Raw genomic sequence first — 17,005 nt, 5'->3', positions numbered from 1 at the left:
GTGCAGGACGGGCCCGAGGGGCCGCGTTGGCTCCACAGTGGATTGTCAGATACCCCCACTAGAATGGGGGTTCAACTTCTGATAAGGAGCCTTCGTGGCTGGCTTGACTGTCCTGGACCTGGTGCTGATCCTGGCGCTGCTGTCGTACCTCGTATACGGGCTGCGCAACGGCTTCCTGGTGACGGTCGGCGGGATCGCGGGTTTCGCGGCCGGGGCCGTGGCAGCCTTTTTCGCCGTCCCCCTGGTCAGCGGGTTCGTCCCGGACCCCGGCTGGCGGCTCACTGCCATCGTCGCGGCCGGTGTTGTCCTGGTGGTCCTGGGCCACAGCCTCGGCACCATGGTGGGGCGCCTGATCCGCGGCGCCGTGCGGATTCCGCCCCTTCGCGCGGTGGACCGGATAGTGGGCGGTGCGGCCAACCTTGCGGTGTCCGCGCTGGTGATGTCCATGCTGGCGTTCAGCGTGGGCTCGTTGGGCGTGCCGGTGGTGTCGGAGCAGTTGGCCGATTCGAAGGTGATCCGCTTCATCGACGGGCTCACGCCCACGCAGGTGAAAGCCACCATGGCGCAGCTGCGCTCCACGGTGGTCGGCAACGGCATTCCGGTCCTGCTCCAGGGCCTCGGCCAGGGACCCGCGGTGGCCGTCCCGAACGCCAGCACCGACACGCCCGCGCTGAACAAAGCCGCGGAATCCGTGCTGCGGATCGCCGGGACCGCCTACCAGTGCGGACAGAACCAGACAGGCACGGGCTTCGTGGTGGCCACCGACCGCGTCGTGACCAACGCCCATGTTGTGGCGGGCGTGTCGCAGCCCGTGGTGGAGCTGCCCGGCGGTGACGCCATGCCCGGCCGCGTGGTCTACTTCGACACCCGGCATGACCTCGCGGTGCTGGCCGTGGACGGCCTGCCCGCCCCGGCACTGCCCTTCAGCGGCGATCTGCCCGGCGGGAGCCCTGCAGCGTTCGCGGGGTATCCGCACGGCGGCCCGTTCCAGTCCAAGCCCGCCACCGTCCAGGACATCGCCACCATCCTGGTGCCGGACATCTACGGCAACGACCCCGCACCGGAGGACATCTACCGGCTCGCCGGGGACATCCAGCCCGGCAATTCCGGCGGGCCACTGCTGACCACCAACGGTGAAGTGGCCGGCGTGGTGTTCGCCAAGGCCACCTCCGACACCGAGATGGGATTTGCCATCACCATGGACGACCTCAACCCGGTGGCGGCCCAGGCGTCCGGGCTCTCGGCACCTGTTTCGTCCGGGCAGTGCATCCAGAAATAGCACCCGCCACTGGCCTGGCGCCTACAGCACCTCGGCCAGGTACTCGATAGCCAGCCGGTAGCCGGTGACTCCGGCGCCGACGATGACGGCGGCGCACACTCCTGACAGGTAGGAATGGTGCCGGAACTCCTCGCGCTGGTGCACGTTGGTGATGTGGACTTCGACGGCGGGCAGCTGCACCGCGGCGAGGGCATCGCGCAGGGCCACGGAGGTATGGGTAAAGGCGCCGGCGTTGATGACGATGCCCGCCGCGTTGCCCCGGGCAGCGTGGATGGCATCGAGCAGGACGCCTTCGTGGTTGGACTGGACGCATTCCACGGAAAAACCGTGGGCCCGCGCGGCGTTGGCGGCTAGTTCCTCAATATCCGCCAGGGTGGACGTGCCGTATTTTTCCGGTTCCCGGGTGCCCAGGAGGTTCAGGTTGGGACCGTTGATAACAAGGATGGTGCCGCGGGCGGCATCGGCGGCGGTATTGGCGGAAGTCATGGTGCCAATCTAGCCGTTTGCCCCCGCCCCGGGCATTTCTTACGCCGGCCCGCCTTCCACGCCGCCCCCTGCCCACGCCCACGCCCGAGATGGCACTTCGCGGCAGTGTTCGGGGGAAACATCGCCGCGAAGTGCCATCTCGCGCAGGGTGGGAGGGCAGGGGGCCGTGGGTTTAGCGGGCCGTGACCTGCAACAGCACGCCGTGCTCTGGGTGCAGCGGCGGCATGGGCAGCCCCACCTCGGCCAGGAACGTCCCGGTGGCCACCGCCCCGCCGGCCAGCCATTCCGGCGGCTGGACGTAGGCAAAGGTGTGGTTGTGGCCGGCGTCCGCCGCTGTGGGGTAGATGGCTTCCACGCGGTAGCTTCGCCCGCCCTCCAGCCCCGGGATGCCGATCCGGCCCGGCTGTTCGGCCGCGGCGGTGCGGGTGCTGACCAGGGCGAACAGCGCCGCCGTCGTGCCCTCGGCTGCCGGCCGGTCGGCCACCACGCCGTGGAGCAGCAGCGCGTCCCCGGGAAGGTCGGCGTGGACGCGGGTGCCGCTGTGGAGCAGGCCCCGGTGTTCCTTGTAGAGGCCCACAAAGCGGCGGAGCTCATCGCGGTCCTTGCCCTGGACAGTGCGGACGTCCCATTCCATCCCGAAGTGGCCGAAGAGGGCCGTGATGGCGCGGAAGGAGAGGTCGTGGGTGCGGGCGGTGGTGTGGGACGTGGTGGGGCCGATGTGGCTGCCCACGAGTTCGGGCGGGACCACGGCCCCGGTCCAGCGTTGGATTGTCTGCCGTTCCAGGGCGTCGTTGCAGTCCGAGGCCCAGATCCTGTCGGTGCGCTCCAGGATGCCAAGGTCAACCCGGCCGCCGCCTGAGGAGCAGCTTTCAATTTCGACGCCGGGATGGGCCGCCCGGAGCGCGTCGAACAGGCGGTAAGCGGCGAGGGTCTGCCCGTGGACGGAGGGCCGGCCGGCATGGCCGTGTTCGGTCTGGTCCCGGTTCTGGTCCCACTTGAGGTAGCTGATGTTGTTGCCCGCGAGCAGGGCATCGATCCGGTCGTAGACATACTGCCAGGCCTCAGGGTTCACCAGGTCGATGACGTGCTGGTTGCGCCATTCGAGCGGGAGCCGGCCGCCGTCGCCGGGTGCTGCCGCCGACGGGCCCACGATCCAGTCCGGATGCGCGCGGGCCACGTCCGAATCGAGGTTGATCATTTCGGGCTCCACCCACAGCCCGAACTCCATGCCGCGGGTGTTAACCGCGTCGATCAGCGGGGTCAGCCCGTCCGGCCAGACCGTTTCGTCAACAAACCAGTCGCCCAGTCCCGCGTGGTCGCTGCGGCGGCCGCGGAACCAGCCGTCGTCGAGCACAAAACGCTCCACGCCGAGGTCGGCGGCTGAATCCGCCAAATCCACCAGGGTGTCCAGGTTGTGGTCGAAGTACACTGCTTCCCAGGTGTTCAGCACCACAGGACGCGGCTTCCCGGCGGGCAGGCCCGTCGCAGCGGCAGGCAGGACGTGGTGGGCCCTGGCGCGGAACCAGCTGTAAAAGGCGGCGGTGACGCCGTCGAGGCCCGAGCCGGAGTAGGCGGCAAAAAGCGCCGGTGCGCTGTAGCTCTCCCCGGGTGCCAGGACGACTTCGGCGGAGCCCAGGAGTTCGGCCGCGCCGATGACGGTGCGGCCGTCCCCGACGGTATCGGCAAAGTGTTCGTGGTTTCCGCTCCACGCAAAATGGGTGGCCCAGACCTGGCCGTGGCGGTTGCCGAAGCCCGGGGTGCCGGCGGCGAAGAGGAGTGAGGAGTCATGTCCGGTCCTGCCATGGCGGCCGGCCCGGACCCAGGTGCCCTGCTGGATGTCCCGGCGCTGGGGGTGGCGTTCGCGGCACCACCGGCCGGTGAGGTCCAGCAGTTCGGTGGCTGCCGGTGCAACCGGCAGGACGGTGGCCAGCTCGTCCACCTGGAACGGCGTGCTGCCGTGGTTGGTGAGGGTATGGCGCAACTCGAGGAGGCCGCCGTCGTGCAGGGTCAAGGTGGACGCGACGCTGATGCCCGTGCCGTCGTCGGCCTGGACGATTGTTGCCGTGCTGCCTTCCTGCACGGCTGCGGTGACACGGAGCCGGGAGGAGAAGTCCAGTCCGCCGGTCCCGTCGACGACCCGGTGTCCGCGCACCGCCGGACGGCCCCGCCAGGACGAGGATGCCTGTGGGAGGAGTGCGGCGGGCACACGGGCATCGACGGCGGAGTTCGTTATCGGGGCGGTCAACAGTCCCAGGTCCGGAAGTGTGCTGCCCAGGTCGGCCCCCCAATGGATGACCTCTGCCTCCCCGCTGTCGAAGCTGATCAGCAGGCTGGTGCCGGCGGAACGGAGGTGCAGGGGATCCATGAACGTCTCTTTCGGGTCAAAGTCTGTTGGCCGCCGCGGAAGGTGCGGGGCCGGCCTGGTTACTACGGTAATGCCGTTCCGGGTGCCGCCGTGGCGGCGGCACCCGGAGCCTGTGGTGTTACTTGAACAGGGCGTTGACCTGTTCGTTTGCTGCGGTGAGGGAGCTGGCTGGCGCCTTGCCGGAAACTACCGCGTCCATGGCCGGTTTCATGATGCCATCCACCTTGGCAGCGTTGTCGGCGATGGGAAAGAGGAAGGTGGTCCCGTCGTCAACCTGCTGGCTGAAGGCGGTAACATCCACGCCTTTGGCCTTGAAAGCCTCCACGGCTTTGTCCGCAGAGGTGGTGATGGCAGGGAACACCACAGCCTTGGACGCGACGACGTCCTGGCAGGCGGTGGAGCCCAGGTATTCGACCCATTTGATGGCCGCTTCAGGCTTTTTGGTGCCGGCGTAAATGGAATCCGCCAGGCCGTTGTACATGCTGGCGCGCTTGCCGCTGACCCCCTTGGGGGTGGGCGCAATGCCCACCTGGACGTCCTTGTAGCCGGTGTACTGGCCGATCATCCAGGAACCATTCGCATTGATGACCGACTTGCCGGCGGCGAACGTGTCGGCCATGCTGGCGCCCACGGTGGTTTCGAGCTTGGGCATGTAGCCCTTCTCCACGAGCCCTGCGAACCAGTCGATGCTTTCCTGGAACTTGGGGTCGTCGTAGTTGAACTTCTTACCCCACGGGTTTTTGTCCGTGTGGGTCCAGCCGGTGGTGCCCGTAAGGTAGCTCCATTCCGTCTGGCCCTGCCCGGAACCGGAGCCGGTCAGGCCCAGGCCGTAGACCTCGACGTTGTTTTTGTCGAAGCCGGCCTCGTCACCGCGGACCCCGTTTTTGTCCACGGTCAGGTGGGCGATGGTTTTCTCGTAGGAGCCGCCGTCGTCCGGGTTCCAGGTCAGGTCCGCCATCTGCGCGGCGCTCACGCCGGCGTCCGTGGCGAGCTTGGTGTTGTAAAACAGCGCGATGGTGTCCCAGTCCTTGGGCAGCCCGTAGCGTTTGCCGTCCTCGCCCACCCAGAGGTCCGCGAGGCCTGCGTTGTAGGCGCCGGTGTCCACGTTGTCCTTGGCGACGGCGTCGTCCAGGGCCAGGAGCTGCTTGTTTTTGATGAATTCGGGGTACTTGCCCAGGTGGTCGGTGAAGACGTCCGGCGCCGTACCGGCCACAAAACCGTTGGTGAGGGTGCCCCAGTAGTCGTCCCAGCCGCGCTGGGTGACCTTGACGGTGATGTCGGGGTTGGCCTTGGTGAAGTCCTCGGCGCACTGCTTGTAGGCGGGAAGCTGGTTGGCATCCCAGAGCCAGTAGTTGATTTCGCCCTTGCCGGCCTCGGCTGATGAGCCGCCGCCACAGGCGGAGAGGGCAAGGACTGCAGCGGCTGCGGCAGCCAGGCTGCCAATGGTCTTCTTCTTCATGGTGGGCCCTTTCAAAGGCGTGTTGTCCGGGCAGGCCGCCATGGCATGCCGGAGAAGGGGTTATTTGATGCCGGAAAAACCGATGGAATTCACGATCTTCTTGCCGAAGATGGCGAACAGGATGAGGACCGGAAGGGCCGAGACCAGGGTTGCGGCCATCAGTCCGGACCAGTCGGGGGCGCCTTGCGGCGACTGGGATTTGAAGACGCCGAGGCCCACGGTGAGGACCCGGACGGATTCGTCCTGGCCCACCAGCAGTGGCCAGAAGTATTCGTTCCACTGCCCGATGAAGGTGAGCAGGGCAAGTGTGGCGAGCGGGGCCGCGGCGTTGGGCAGGATGATCTGGAAGAAGATCCGAAGATGGCTGGCGCCGTCGAGCTTTGCTGCTTCCTCCACCTCCCGGGACATGTTCAGGAAGAACTGGCGGAGGAAGAAGATGGCGAACGGCGTCATAAAAATGTAGGGGAGCACCAGGCCGAGCATCGAGTTCAGCAGCCCCATGTTTTTGATCAGCAGGAAGTTGGGCAGCGCCGTGAAGATGGGCGGCACCATCATGGTGGCCAGGAAGAGGCTGAACACCACGTTGCGGCCGCGCCAGCGGAGCCGGGCGAATGCGTAGGCGGCCATGGCGCTGAAGAACACGGCGCTGGCGGTGGTGATGGCGGCAAAAAGCACCGAGTTGCGCAGGTAGATCCAGAAATCGATCTGCGCGCCGGAACCGCCGTCCGCGATCGCTTCCTCGGGGCTTTGCAGGCCGAAGACCCGCTTGAAGGCGCCGAGGTTGAAGTCTGCCGGGAGAAGGTTGGAGGCGTTGGTGGCCAGCGACCCGTTGGTGGACAGGGCGGTGCGCAGGACCCAGTAGAACGGCAGGACGGAGACGGCCACGGCGATGGCCACAAGGGTCCAGGCGCTGGCTTTACGCCAGTTGATCGGCCGACGGCGGCGGGTACTTTGGACGCGCGACGTTGCGGGTGCGTGTGTGGTGGTCATGGTGGTGGTGTCCTTAGTCCAGGTCCGATTCGTTGCCTTTGAGGAACTTCATCTGGATGAAGGCCACAATGGCGAGGATGGCGAAGAGGATGACGGCAAGTGCCGATCCGTAGCCGAAGTCCGATTCGGTGAACGCCTTTTGGTAGATGTAGAACTGCAGCACCCGGCTGGCGTTGACGGGGCCGCCCTGGGTGGTGACGGCCACGGTGTCGAAGACCTGGAAGGAACCGATGATGGTGACAATCAGGACCAGTGCCAGGACCGGGCGCAGCAGCGGCAGGGTGATCTTCCGGAACGTTTGCATGGGGGAGGCACCGTCCAGGTTGGCCACTTCATAGAGGTGGCTGGGAATGGACTGCAGCCCGGCGAAGATCAGGAGTGCCGTGTAGCCCATGTGCCGCCAGGTATTGATGAGGGCCTGGGTGGGGATGGCCCATTCCGCGCTGCCGAAGAACGCGATCTTGGGCAGGCCGATGCTGTCGATCAGGAAGTTGACGATCCCGATCTGGTAATCGAGCAGCCAGAACCAGAGCAGGGCGGCGATCACGTTGGCCATGAGGTAGGGCAGCAGGAGCGCGCCCCGGATGATTGTTGACTTAGCCACCCGGTGCATCAGGAGGGCCAGGCCCAGGGCGAGTGCCGTCTGGAGCACGATGTTGATCAGGACGTACTGCGTGGTGACGCCGAGGGCGTTCCAGAAAAGCGGGTCCTTGGCGATGGCCTGGTAATTGGCGATGCCGATCCATTCCGGCTCACCCAGGATGCTGTATTCGGTGAAGCTGAGGTAGATGCCGCGGAGCGTGGGGACCAGGTAGAAGAGGACAAACCCGATCATGGCCGGCGCGATGAAGAACAGTGCGATCTTGACGTCGCCCCGTCCACGGCGCCGCCGTGTCCCGGACAAAACCTGCTCCGCTGGACTTGCGTTCCTGGTAAGGGTGGTCATCTTCGACCCTTCCTGCGTGTGATGGATGTAACAACTGGGGATGAATCTACACGAGTAGATACATAGTGGCAAGGAAAAGTTTCCTGCCTCGAAAGTCCATGCACAGGCTCGAATGCCTGGTATCAACTCGAGTAGATCACTCGGTTCCGCGCTGGTGCTGGCGGAAAGCGCTTCCACCGGCGGCAGCGTGCGCACCTGCGCCCCTGCCGCCGTCGTGCCCTGCGATGGCTAGCATGGACCCTATGACTTCCACCGCAACCCAGGCGCCGCGCAGCGGCCCGGTGACCCGCAAGGACGTGGCCCGGTACGCAGGGGTCAGCACGGCAGTGGTCAGCTACGTGGTGAACGGGGGCCCCAAACGGGTAGCTCCGGCCACCGAAGCCAAAGTCCAGGATGCCATCCGGGTCCTGGGCTACCGGCCCAACGCCGCGGCACGGGCCCTGAAACTGGGCTCCAGTGAGACGCTGGGCCTCATCATTCCTGACATCACCAACCCGTTTTTCTCCCTGTTCGCCCATGCCGTGGAAGACGCCGCGGCGGCGTTAGGCTATGCCCTGGTGCTGAGCAACTCGGACGGCAACGTTGCCAGGGAACGCAACAATGTCCGCAACCTGGCCGCACGCCAGGTTGATGGCGTACTGCTGGCCAGCGTGCTCTTCGAACCGGACCTGGCATCCCTGGAAACGGCAGATATCCCATCTGTGCTGCTCAACCAGGAACGCGACGCACCTGGTTTCAACAGCATCGGCGTGGACCTTGCCGCGGGGGCCCGGATGGCTGTGGAGCACCTGATTGGCCACGGTCACACCAACATCGGCCTGGCTATGGGAACCAACGTCTCCGGCAGCAAGGACGGCCGTGAGCAGGGCTGGCGGGACGCCCTTCGGGACGCCGGGTTGCGGGAGGGCCCCATCACCTACAGCGAGTTCGACAGGTCAGGGGGATACGTTGCAGGACAGCGGCTGCTGGCATCGGTCAACCGGCCCACGGCCATCTTCGCCAGCTCCGACATGCAGGCCATTGGCATCCTGCGTGCGGTGCGGGAAGCCGGACTGGACGTTCCAGGGGACATTGCACTGGCGTGTTTTGACGGTTCGGTCGAGTCGGAATACTCCTGGCCGCCCCTGACCACAGTGGTGCAGCCCGTGACCGCCATGGCGGAAGCCGCGGTGGCCTCGCTGGTTGGCGCCGGCCGCGGCGAACCGCCCCGGCACCGGTTGTTTGCCACGGAACTGAAGGTCCGCCAGTCCTGCGGCTGCCCGTGAATAGCTGTGAGGGTCCGGCGGGACGTGCAACGTTTCGCCGCGCCCAGCTATTTCAGCCGGCTTTCTCAGCCCGCCTTGGCAGCGCTGCCTGAGCCGGCGAGCCGCAGCCGGCCCACTTTTTCCTGCAGCACGCGCCGGGCTTCCGTGCCGAGCCCTGGATCGCTGATGATTTCATCCGCTTCCTCCAGGCCGGCGATGGTGCTCATGCCCTGGGTGCCCCACTTGGTGTGGTCGGCCACGACCACCACCTTGCGGGAGGCCGCCACAAATGCGCGGTCCGTTTCGGCCTCCAGCAGGTTGGGCGTGGTGAAGCCCGCGTCGGGGTCCATACCGTGGACGCCAAGGAACAGGATGTCCAGGTGCAGCTGTTTCAGCGCCCCGGTGGCGATGGGCCCCACCAGGGCGTCCGACGGCGTCCGCTCGCCTCCGATCAGGATCACCGTGGAGGCGTAACGGGCCGGGCCCGCTGCCGCGGAGTGGTGGAACAGGTCCGCGATGCGCACCGAGTTGGTCACCACGGTGATCCTGGGCCCGCCGGCCAGTTCCTTGGCCAGCGCCCACGTGGTGGTCCCGGCGCTAAGTCCCACCGCCATTCCCTCATGGACCAGCCCGGCAGCCTCCACGGCAATGGCCCGTTTTTCCGCTGTCAGCTGGGTGGACTTGAGCTCGAACCCCGGCTCATGGGTACTGGCATCCCCCGGAAGCTTTGCGCCGCCGTGGATCCGCTCCAGTTTCCCGACGTCTTCCAGCACCTCGATGTCCCGCCGGACCGTCATGAGCGAGACGCCCAGCTGCTGGGCGAGATCGGACACGCGGACCACCCGTTCTCGCTGGACGGCGTCCACGATGGCCTGGTGGCGTGCTGCGGGGAGCATGGGGTTCCTTTCGGGCTGCGGGTGGGGAAGGGCTTTCCCCGTTACCTTCCATCTTGGTCTACCCCTTGCTGGAACCGAGAGTCAGCCCCGCAACAAAGTGCCGCTGGAGCACGAGGTAGATCACCAGCGTGGGGATGACGGTGATAACGGCGCCGGCGGCCAGCAGGTTGTAGTTGTTCAGGAACTGGCCCTGCAGGTTGTTGATGGCCGTGGTGATCGGGAGCCGGTTGCCGCTTTGGATGAACAGCAGCGGCCAGAAGTAGTCGTTGTAGATAAAGATGACCTGCAGGGTGCCCAGTGCGGCGAACGCAGGCCGGCAAAGCGGCATGATGATTTCGCGGTACTGCCGCCAGATGCCGGCACCGTCCACCAGGGCAGCCTCGGTAAGGTCGGCGGACAGGGCCTTCATGTAGTTGGACAGAACAAAGGTGCAGAACCCCATCTGGACCGCAGTGTTGACGGCAATCACCACAATGTAGGTGTTGAGCATGTTGCCCGAATCGCTGAACGAATACGGCACCTCGAAATGTTTGGCCATTTCGAACAGCGGCGCTGCCAGGACCTGCGGCGGGAGCAGGTTGCCGGCGGTGAACATGATGAGCAGCGTGATGTTGAACTTCCAGCTGACCCGGCTGACGGCGAACGCCATGAGCGAGGCGAAGAAGAGCGTCAGCAGCACGGCCGGAACGGTGATGATCACCGAGTTCAGGAAGTAGGTGGAGAAGCCGCCCTGGGTCCAGGCCTGGATGAAGTTGTCGAAGTTGAAGGCTCCGGCCAGGCTGAAGTAGCCGTGCTCGTTGGTGGAGGCCACCGGCCGGAGGGCGGTGAAAACGGACCAGCCCAGCGGAACCAGCCACATGATGGCCAGGACCGTCAGGAAGATGTGCGTTCCGTAGTGGCGTTTGGCCCGGTTGCCGGACCGGCCGGCAGCGCCCTGGCGCGTGGTGGCGCGGGTTGCGGTGGTGCTCATTCTTTGCTCTCCTTGCCGAAGGTGCGGCTGAGGTAGAAAACGATGGGGACGAGGGAGATGACCAGGAGAACCACTGCCAATGCAGAGCCCACGCCGATCACCTGGCCTTCACCCACCAGGTTCTGGATTACCAGCGCGCTGAGCATTTCCAGGCCGTTGGTGCCGCGGTTGATCACGTAGACCACGTCGAACGCGCGCAGCGATTCGATGATGGTGATGACCACAATGACGATGTTGATGGGGCGCATGGCGGGGAACACCACGCGGAAGAACGCCTGGTACGCGTTGGCGCCGTCAATGGAGGCGGCTTCCTTGAGGCTGGGGTCCACGCCTTTGAGCCCGGCCAGGTACAGGAGCATCACGTAGCCGGCGTGGCGCCAGGTGGCGGCGATCATGGCGGCCCAGATGTTCACCGATGAATCCCCGAACCAGTCCACTGCCTGCGGGGTGCCGGCCGTTCCGAGCAGGAAGTTCAGCAGCCCGTTGTCCCGCTGGTAGAAGAGCTGCCAGATGATGCCGATCAGGGCCAGCGACAGCATGACGGGGGCGAAGAAGATGCTTTGGTAGATCTTGCTGCCGCGGATGTTCTGGTCCAGGAGGACAGCCAGGAGCAGGCCCAGCGGGGTGGCCACCAGCGCCAGGAAGCACAGCCACAGCAGGTTGTGCTGGACTGCCGGCCAGAACGGCGGGTAGTCCTGGGTGATGTATTGGTAGTTGTCGACGCCGGCGGGCCGGATATTGCCCAGGTCCAGGCCGTTCCAGCGGGTGAAGCTCAGCCCTACGGACATCAGCATGGGCAGCCACACCAGCATCAGTTCGATCAGGGTGGGGATGCCCACCATCAGGGACAGGACCACTTTGTCCCGGGTGGAGAGCCGGCGGACGCGCCCGCTTTTGGTCCTGCGTGCAGGAGCCCCGGACGGCTCCCGGGATTCCGGCGGAATCAGTTCTCGTGCTGTGGTGCTCATGGAAGTCTTCCCTCTGTCTGTCAGGTGCACGCCGGCAACCGGACCCGGTTGCCGGCGGTGGAACTACTGGGCGGCGTAGAGGGTCTTGGCCTGGGCCTCGAGGTTCTTGACGTCCATGGAACCGTCTTTGATGAAGGCCTGCAGGGCAGGGATCATCACGTTGTTCGCCATGGCCGGGAGGGCATCCCGGTCAAAAAACTGGCTGATGTACTTCGCATCGGCGATGGTGTCGGCGCATTTTTTGTTCAGCGGCGAGAACTTGGACGTATCCGTGCCCTTGGCGGTGGCGATGTTGGACGCATCCACGGCGGCGTAGGCGTCCTGGGCCTCGGCGGTGCCGAGGAACGCCATGAAGTCGCGGGCGGTCTGGTTCTCGCCGCCCTTCTTGGACAGCAGCAAACCGTCGATGGGGGCTTCGACGGCGTCGCGGCCTTCCATGGCGATCTCCGGGAACGCGAAGAAATCGATGTCGGCCAGGACGGCCGGGTCGGTGAACTGCTGGGTCACGAAGGAGCCCAGCAGGTACATTCCCGTCTTTTTGGCTTCCAGGGCCTTGGCGGCGTCCTGCCAGGTCTGGCCCAGTGCTGCCGGATCCTGGAAGGGGAGCAGTTCGGCCCACGTTTCGAAGACGGAGCTGACCTTGGGCTGGTCCCAGGATTCCTTGTGGGCACAGAGGTCCACATGGAACTGGTAGCCGTTGAGCCGCATGTTCATGTAGTCGAACGTGCCCATGGCGGGCCAGCCGTCCTTGTCAGCGAAGCCGATGGGAATGATCCCGTCCGCCTTCATTTTGGTGGCCAGCGCCTTGAGTGCATCAAAGGTCTCGGGGACCTCGTAGCCCTTCTCGGTCCAGAGGCTCTTCCGATAGAAGAACCCCCACGGGTAGTTGTAGTTGGGGATGAAGTACATCTTGCCGTCAGGTCCGGTGGAGGCCTTCTTCAGGGCGTCGGAGTAGTTGGCCCCGACACTCTCCCAAACATCATCGATGGGGGCCAGCAGGCCCTTTTCGGCGTAGTACTGCATGCGGTAGCCGGCGAACCAGGTGAACGTGTCGTCCGGGGAACCCTGCAGGTAGGAGTTGATCTTGTTCTGGAAATCGTTGTGCGGCACGGTGTTGATGGTGACGGCCTTGCTGTTCTTGGCCGTGAAGGCGTCGGCGACGGCCTGGTAGGCCCGCTTGGGCACATCGTCCGAGGAGCCGGAGCCGAACGTCAAACCGGAGGAGCTGCTGCCCGATGCGGAGGGGCCGCTGCCGCCGGTGCATGCTGCCAGGAACGGGATACCGGCAAGTCCGGCTGCACCGACCCCGACCGTTTTGAGGATGGTCCGCCTGCTGGGAAAAGCAGCCGCCGACGCATCAAACTTTGAAGCCATGTTCTCTCCCTTGAAAAATAGCCGTGTGTGAGACACCTCACACGACCTGACTATAACCTCTCAAAAGCGAACATGGAAGCACGGGAAATAACACTTTGGCGTCGGGAAATTTTTGAATCGTCACAAAAGGCAGCGGCCCCTTGATCGCCGTCCTGACGGGGATCATGGGGCCGCTGTGGTGGCCCGCCGGGGCCATGCTGCGGGTGTTACTTTTTGAGTGAAGCTGCGATCTGCTGCATCACCGTGTTGTCCGCCAGGGTGGTGGCGTCCCCCGGGTCGCGGCCTTCGGCAACATCCTTGAGGAGTCGCCGCATGATTTTTCCGGAGCGGGTTTTGGGCAGCTCCGGGACCACCAGGATGTTCTTCGGTTTGGCGATCGGACCGATTTCCTTGCCCACGTGGTTCCGCAACTCCTGGACCGTGGCGTCGCCGTCGTCCACGGCATCCCCGCGGAGGATGACAAACGCAACAACGGCCTGGCCTGTGGTCTCGTCAGCGGCACCCACCACGGCTGCCTCGGCAACAGCGGGGTGCGAGACCAGGGCGGATTCGATCTCGGTAGTGGAAAGCCGGTGGCCGGAGACGTTCATGACGTCATCCACCCGGCCCAGGAGCCAGATGTCGCCGTCCTCGTCCTTTTTGGCGCCGTCCCCGGCGAAGTACATGGTCTCGAAACGGGACCAGTAGGTTTCCTTGAAGCGTTCGGGGTCGCCCCAGATGCCACGCAGCATGGCCGGCCAGGGTTCGCGGATCACCAGGAATCCGCCGTGGCCGTTCGGGACCGACTGGCCCATCTCGTCCACCACGTCCACGGCGATGCCGGGCAGCGGAACCTGGGCGGAGCCGGGCTTCGCGGCCGTGACTCCCGGGAGCGGGGCGATCATCTGGGCGCCCGTCTCGGTCTGCCACCAGGTATCCACGATGGGGGTCCGGTCCCCGCCGATGACCTTCCGGTACCACATCCATGCCTCGGGGTTGATGGATTCCCCCACGGACCCCAGGAGCCGGAGGGAAGACAAGTCGTACTTGTCCGGGATGTCCCGGCCCCACTTCATGAACGTGCGGATGGCCGTGGGCGCCGTGTAGAGGATGGAGACCTTGTACTTCTCCACGATTTCCCACCAGCGGCCCTGGTGCGGGGAATCGGGGGTGCCTTCATACATCACCTGCGTGGCGCCGTTGATGAGCGGGGCGTAGGCGACATAGGAATGCCCGGTGACCCAGCCGACGTCGGCCGTGCACCAGTACACGTCCGTTTCCGGATGCAGGTCGAACACCGCCCGGTGCGTGTAGGCGGTCTGGGTCAGGTAGCCGCCGGTGGTGTGGAGGATGCCTTTGGGCTTGCCCGTGGTGCCGGAGGTGTAAAGGATAAACAGCGGGTGCTCGGAATCATGGCCCACCGCGGTGTGCTCGGTGGATGCCGTTTCCACGGTGTCCGCCCACCACAGGTCCCGGCCTTCGTGCCAGTCCACGTCCTGGCCGTTGCGCTTGACCACCACCACGTTCTGCACGGTGTGGCCATCGGCGGCGAGGGCCTGGTCCACTGCCGTCTTCAAGGCGCTGGGCTTGCCGCGGCGGTACGTGCCGTCCGCGGTGACCACCAGTTTTGCTTCGGCGTCATCGATCCGGGAGCGGAGCGCATCCGCCGAGAAGCCGCCGAACACCACCGAGTGGACGGCCCCGATACGGGCGCAGGCCAGCAGGGTGATGACGGCTTCCGGGATCATGGGGAGGTACACGGCCACCCTGTCGCCCTTGGCCACACCCAGGGACTCGAAGGCGTTGGCGGCCTTCTTTACTTCCTCGGTGAGCTGCGCGTAGGTGTAGGTGCGGGTGTCGCCGGGTTCGCCCTCAAAATAGATGGCAACGCGATCGCCCAGGCCGTTTTCCACGTGCCGGTCCAGCGCGTTGTAGGCGGCGTTGACTTCGCCTCCCACGAACCACTTCGCGAACGGCGGGTTGGACCAGTCCAGGGCCTCGGTGAAGTCCTTGTCCCAGGTGAGCAGTTCACGGGCCTTCCTGGCCCAGAAGGCGGGCCGGTCCGCTGCGGCATCCTCGTATTCCTGCGCGGAGACCACGGCGCCGGCGGCGAACTCCGGGCTGGGCGGGAAGGTGCGGGTCTCGTGCAGCAGGTTTTCGAAAGCATCGCCCTGTTGCTGGCCTGCCGGAGCGGTGGCCGTGGAGCTTGGAGTGTCCTGGGACATGTGAACCTCATCATTCATCGATCTTTGCTGCGCGGGACACCGGGCAGGCCGGGTCCGGCCGTTGCGCGGCACTGGGCACGGGCCAGTCACGGGCATCCCGCAAAGAGCTGTTCCGGAATCAAGCGTAATGCTTGATGCCGGGCCCTGTGTGCCGTGTCACAGCCCGGCCCGCGAGCGGCAGCCATTAAGCGGTGAATGGTGTTGGCGGCGAATTTTTTTGGCATCCGTGGCGGCGCGTGGCCAGCTAGTGAACAGGTGGGCTGTTGGCTAGGCTGAGATGGAATCGTGACTTTACTGCAGTGCGCTTCGGCGGGGCCCTGCCAGGGCCCGCCGCTGCGGATCCGCTGCCACGACGGCGCCATCTGGGTTCCCCCGGACCCTGGCGCCGGCACGCTAAGGAGAGACAAATGAACCAGCAGAGCTTCGGCCAAAAGACCGGCCCCGAGACGAAAGCAGGGCCCGGCGCAGGTCCAGCGGGCAGCGCAGCGCCCGGTGGGCAGACCGGAAACCCGTCCGGTACGGTCAACCCGGTGGCCGGCAAGGACGCCACCCAGGCAGTGACGGGTCCGTTCACCGTCCGGGACCTCGCTGTCTTTGCTGCCACGCTGGTCATGTTCGTCGCCTCACTGCTGCCAATATTCGGCGGCTTGAACCTGTGGAACCTAAACAACCTCTTTTTCCTGGGCCTGGGCATCGTCCTTCCGCTGGGCGTCAGCGCGCTTTTCGCCTCCCGCCGGTTGGCGCCAACCACCAGGATCCGGGTGGGCTCGCTGTCCATCGACCAGTTCGCATCCGTGGTGGCCTCCTTTGCGGTGGCCTTCTTCTTCCTGGCCGCAGCCAGCAGCTACGCCCCGGTGTTCCTTGTGGGCCTGATCGGCGCCTTGATCCTTTTTGCCGCCACGGTGCTGGGCCGGTTCCTGCCGTACATCTCCGCTGACTTCAAGGGCCGCGCCGAAGCGCCCGCCCACGTGGTGGCCCGCGAGGCCGCCGTGCCGGTTCAGAAGCCCCGCACCCCCAAGGCCCCGAAGCCTGAGGCCGTCACCAAAACGGGCACCGGTTCGACCACCGCAGGCGCCACCCCGGCCGGTTCCACCACGCCGGGCCTGGGTGGAAAAGTGTTTGGTGGGTCCGGCTCGGGTTCGTCCGCTGTACCGGCTGCCGGATCCAGCAATGGTCCTGCCGCGGCGGCTGCGGCCGGTGCCGCCGCGCCCGCTGCCTCCACCGGTGCAACTGCCGGCAGCATCGGCGCCTCGTCCGCCGCAGCAGCGGGATCCGCCGCATCCGTCCCCTCCGCATCCGGTACCGCCGCGCAGGCCGGACGCACCTCCGGTGACTCAGGACCCGCGACCCAGGCCGCCGACGTCGTCCGCCCCGCAGCTGCCACCGCAGACGAACCCCACCATCACGGTTCTGCTGCCGCCAACGCGTCCGCGGCCCCCGCCACCGGCGTACTTCCGGCCAGCACGCCGGCCGCCGCCGGTTCGTCCGCCCCCGGGGACCCGGCCGGGCAGCGCACGGAGCCGCCGGCAGCCACCGCAGTGCATCAGCAGGTCCGCCGCGATGAGCCCATCGGCGCCACCGTGGATCCCGCGAACCGGCCCGAAGAGCAGGACGACCAGCCTGCCCACGAGGCCTTCTGGTTCGCCGTGGCCCAGCACCGCACCGCGTTCGATCCCCGTTCCGGCGAACCGGCATTTGTGATCGAACCCGGCGGCTGGGTCCTGGCCCTGGAGGACCGAGGGAACGAGTTCCTGGTCCAGCACACCGACGGCCGGCTGGGTATCCTTCGCGACCTCAGCAACATCGAGCGCGGCTAACTTCCAT

General features: G+C 65.9%; 13 protein-coding genes. 3 read left to right on the top strand and 10 right to left on the bottom strand.

Annotation, left to right across the window (positions count from 1 at the left end; all coding sequences use genetic code 11):
• The first annotated feature begins 94 nt into the window (after positions 1 to 94).
• Positions 95 to 1,279, top strand: coding sequence for a MarP family serine protease (locus tag ACRB8A_RS15870; protein WP_056596370.1), 1,185 nt, complete (start codon positions 95 to 97; stop codon positions 1,277 to 1,279).
• 21 nt (positions 1,280 to 1,300) lie between these two features.
• Here the strand turns inward: ACRB8A_RS15870 and aroQ are convergent, their stop codons facing one another.
• The 5 genes from aroQ to ACRB8A_RS15845 all read right to left on the bottom strand — a co-directional run bounded on the left by aroQ (position 1,301) and on the right by ACRB8A_RS15845 (position 7,525).
• Positions 1,301 to 1,765: a type II 3-dehydroquinate dehydratase gene (gene aroQ / locus ACRB8A_RS15865; RefSeq protein WP_050684011.1), complete on the bottom strand. Its 465-nt coding sequence runs from the start codon at positions 1,763 to 1,765 to the stop codon at positions 1,301 to 1,303.
• Between the two features lie 172 nt (positions 1,766 to 1,937).
• Positions 1,938 to 4,130 (bottom strand): alpha-galactosidase, encoded by a 2,193-nt coding sequence (locus ACRB8A_RS15860; protein WP_432245081.1) that lies wholly within the window; start codon positions 4,128 to 4,130, stop codon positions 1,938 to 1,940.
• A gap of 118 nt (positions 4,131 to 4,248) precedes the next feature.
• Positions 4,249 to 5,589 (bottom strand): ABC transporter substrate-binding protein, encoded by a 1,341-nt coding sequence (locus ACRB8A_RS15855; protein ID WP_056596379.1) that lies wholly within the window; start codon positions 5,587 to 5,589, stop codon positions 4,249 to 4,251.
• 60 nt (positions 5,590 to 5,649) lie between these two features.
• The gene (locus ACRB8A_RS15850; protein ID WP_432245080.1) at positions 5,650 to 6,579 is read right to left on the bottom strand and encodes a carbohydrate ABC transporter permease; all 930 of its coding nucleotides are present in this window, start codon (positions 6,577 to 6,579) and stop codon (positions 5,650 to 5,652) included.
• Between the two features lie 13 nt (positions 6,580 to 6,592).
• A complete protein-coding gene (locus ACRB8A_RS15845) occupies positions 6,593 to 7,525 on the bottom strand; it encodes a carbohydrate ABC transporter permease (protein ID WP_050684007.1) in 933 nt (310 codons plus the stop codon).
• A 242-nt stretch (positions 7,526 to 7,767) separates the two neighbouring features.
• On the opposite strand from ACRB8A_RS15845, the gene ACRB8A_RS15840 reads away from it, so the two are divergent.
• Positions 7,768 to 8,790, top strand: a complete 1,023-nt coding sequence (locus ACRB8A_RS15840; protein ID WP_050684006.1) for a LacI family DNA-binding transcriptional regulator — start codon at positions 7,768 to 7,770, stop codon at positions 8,788 to 8,790.
• Between the two features lie 65 nt (positions 8,791 to 8,855).
• Here the strand turns inward: ACRB8A_RS15840 and ACRB8A_RS15835 are convergent, their stop codons facing one another.
• The 5 genes from ACRB8A_RS15835 to acs form a co-directional block, all read right to left on the bottom strand.
• Positions 8,856 to 9,665: a DeoR/GlpR family DNA-binding transcription regulator gene (locus tag ACRB8A_RS15835; RefSeq protein ID WP_050684002.1), complete on the bottom strand. Its 810-nt coding sequence runs from the start codon at positions 9,663 to 9,665 to the stop codon at positions 8,856 to 8,858.
• A gap of 58 nt (positions 9,666 to 9,723) precedes the next feature.
• Entirely contained in the window at positions 9,724 to 10,635 is a 912-nt protein-coding gene (locus ACRB8A_RS15830; RefSeq protein WP_050684001.1) for a carbohydrate ABC transporter permease, read from the bottom strand.
• On the bottom strand, positions 10,632 to 11,603 hold the full coding sequence (locus ACRB8A_RS15825) for a carbohydrate ABC transporter permease (protein ID WP_432245079.1): 972 nt from the start codon (positions 11,601 to 11,603) through the stop codon (positions 10,632 to 10,634). The genes ACRB8A_RS15830 and ACRB8A_RS15825 overlap by 4 nt, the downstream gene beginning before the upstream one ends.
• A 63-nt stretch (positions 11,604 to 11,666) precedes the next feature.
• A complete protein-coding gene (locus ACRB8A_RS15820) occupies positions 11,667 to 12,977 on the bottom strand; it encodes an ABC transporter substrate-binding protein (RefSeq protein ID WP_050683999.1) in 1,311 nt (436 codons plus the stop codon).
• A 206-nt stretch (positions 12,978 to 13,183) separates the two neighbouring features.
• Positions 13,184 to 15,181, bottom strand: coding sequence for an acetate--CoA ligase (gene acs, locus ACRB8A_RS15815; protein ID WP_056596391.1), 1,998 nt, complete (start codon positions 15,179 to 15,181; stop codon positions 13,184 to 13,186).
• A gap of 407 nt (positions 15,182 to 15,588) precedes the next feature.
• Here acs and ACRB8A_RS15810 point away from each other — a divergent pair, with 407 nt between their 5' ends.
• Positions 15,589 to 16,998: a hypothetical protein gene (locus tag ACRB8A_RS15810; protein WP_432245078.1), complete on the top strand. Its 1,410-nt coding sequence runs from the start codon at positions 15,589 to 15,591 to the stop codon at positions 16,996 to 16,998.
• Positions 16,999 to 17,005: the final 7 nt, after the last annotated feature.

The sequence above is a fragment of the Arthrobacter sp. G.S.26 genome (genome assembly GCF_050847375.1).
Lineage (GTDB): Bacteria > Actinomycetota > Actinomycetes > Actinomycetales > Micrococcaceae > Arthrobacter.
This window is presented reverse-complemented; position numbering and strand designations above follow the sequence as displayed.

What these genes read in the sequence shown, in the direction of transcription:
- ACRB8A_RS15830 (WP_050684001.1), bottom strand. Translation starts at nt 10,635, where the DNA reads ATGAGCACCACCGCAACCCGCGCCACCACGCGCCAGGGCGCTGCCGGC.
- ACRB8A_RS15820 (WP_050683999.1), bottom strand. Translation starts at nt 12,977, where the DNA reads ATGGCTTCAAAGTTTGATGCGTCGGCGGCTGCTTTTCCCAGCAGGCGG.
- ACRB8A_RS15855 (WP_056596379.1), bottom strand. Translation starts at nt 5,589, where the DNA reads ATGAAGAAGAAGACCATTGGCAGCCTGGCTGCCGCAGCCGCTGCAGTC.
- ACRB8A_RS15860 (WP_432245081.1), bottom strand. Translation starts at nt 4,130, where the DNA reads ATGGATCCCCTGCACCTCCGTTCCGCCGGCACCAGCCTGCTGATCAGC.
- acs (WP_056596391.1), bottom strand. Translation starts at nt 15,181, where the DNA reads ATGTCCCAGGACACTCCAAGCTCCACGGCCACCGCTCCGGCAGGCCAG.
- ACRB8A_RS15840 (WP_050684006.1), top strand. Translation starts at nt 7,768, where the DNA reads ATGACTTCCACCGCAACCCAGGCGCCGCGCAGCGGCCCGGTGACCCGC.
- aroQ (WP_050684011.1), bottom strand. Translation starts at nt 1,765, where the DNA reads ATGACTTCCGCCAATACCGCCGCCGATGCCGCCCGCGGCACCATCCTT.
- ACRB8A_RS15825 (WP_432245079.1), bottom strand. Translation starts at nt 11,603, where the DNA reads ATGAGCACCACAGCACGAGAACTGATTCCGCCGGAATCCCGGGAGCCG.
- ACRB8A_RS15810 (WP_432245078.1), top strand. Translation starts at nt 15,589, where the DNA reads ATGAACCAGCAGAGCTTCGGCCAAAAGACCGGCCCCGAGACGAAAGCA.
- ACRB8A_RS15845 (WP_050684007.1), bottom strand. Translation starts at nt 7,525, where the DNA reads ATGACCACCCTTACCAGGAACGCAAGTCCAGCGGAGCAGGTTTTGTCC.
- ACRB8A_RS15835 (WP_050684002.1), bottom strand. Translation starts at nt 9,665, where the DNA reads ATGCTCCCCGCAGCACGCCACCAGGCCATCGTGGACGCCGTCCAGCGA.
- ACRB8A_RS15850 (WP_432245080.1), bottom strand. Translation starts at nt 6,579, where the DNA reads ATGACCACCACACACGCACCCGCAACGTCGCGCGTCCAAAGTACCCGC.